Origin of the sequence: Oceanobacter sp. 4_MG-2023, assembly GCF_030689165.1 — a bacterium.
Lineage (GTDB): Bacteria > Pseudomonadota > Gammaproteobacteria > Pseudomonadales > Oceanobacteraceae > Oceanobacter.
The window spans coordinates 1-738 of record NZ_JAUYVV010000076.1 but is presented as its reverse complement, the minus strand read 5'-3'; the positions used below and the strand labels follow the sequence as shown (position 1 = coordinate 738).

Annotated in this window: 3 protein-coding genes; all 3 read right to left on the bottom strand. The window is 51.6% G+C overall.

Annotated elements, in window-relative coordinates:
- Nucleotides 1-226 (bottom strand): phage protein GemA/Gp16 family protein (locus Q8W24_RS16825; RefSeq protein ID WP_305476054.1); only part of this gene is annotated, 226 nt, incomplete at its 3' end.
- Nucleotides 227-263: 37 nt separating this feature from the next.
- Nucleotides 264-404, bottom strand: a complete 141-nt coding sequence (locus tag Q8W24_RS16820) for a hypothetical protein (protein ID WP_305476052.1) — start codon at nt 402-404, stop codon at nt 264-266.
- Nucleotides 397-630, bottom strand: coding sequence for a hypothetical protein (locus tag Q8W24_RS16815; protein WP_305476051.1), 234 nt, complete (start codon nt 628-630; stop codon nt 397-399). The genes Q8W24_RS16820 and Q8W24_RS16815 overlap by 8 nt, the downstream gene beginning before the upstream one ends.
- Between the last annotated feature and the right edge of the window lie 108 nt (nt 631-738).

The window sequence follows — 738 nt, the reverse complement described above, 5'->3', positions numbered from 1 at the left end:
GTTTGTCGCCGGATTTTTTCCGGCGCTTGGGTTGCCAGCCCTTGCCGACCAGCTCTTTGAGTACCGCGTCGATCTGGGCGATTTGCATATCTCGGGCGCTATGATCCGGTGCAGGTGCGCCGTGACGAGCCAGCAGCTGGCGGTAGGCATCGTCGGTTATGCCGAGATCTTTTTTGGCAATGTGCAGCTTGGCAAGCGCTGCACCGCGTTGAGATGGATTAGTCATGTTTTGCTCCGGGACTTGGCCATTTCTTTTTCGGTTGCTACTTCGTCGAAACGGAATACAAATACGCCACCAAAAAAACCAGATTAATTTCAGGCTCTTCACCTGCTTTGGTCTTGGCATTAATGATGTCGATCAGATCTGCGATGAAGTCTTTGGCAAGGCCATTCATATCAAACATTGGTCGCCTCCTGTGGCTCTGAGCTGGTTGCTAGCTGATGCGCCATTTTCAGTGCGTCGATCAGTTGTGGAATTCGATCAACATCAACATCCATCTGGTCTTCATTCACACTGACCTGGACGACATCGCAGCCGTCATCAAAGTTGACGTAACACGGCTCGATCTCCAGCCACTTTCCTGCGGAGATGCACTGTTTATTCGGGTTGTTGTTGTATTGAATGGTCATGCGTATTCTCCTTCGATTCCGTGGATTGTTTTCAGCTCTTCGAGGTAGCCCACTGGCCACCAGAGGTTGCAGTTGCTGCGCGTGTGTTTGCAGACCAGGCCCCGCTTT

Bases quoted from the DNA above. Each gene is read 5' to 3' on its own strand.
- Q8W24_RS16815 (WP_305476051.1), bottom strand. From the start codon at position 630: ATGACCATTCAATACAACAACAACCCGAATAAACAGTGCATCTCCGCA.
- Q8W24_RS16820 (WP_305476052.1), bottom strand. From the start codon at position 404: ATGTTTGATATGAATGGCCTTGCCAAAGACTTCATCGCAGATCTGATC.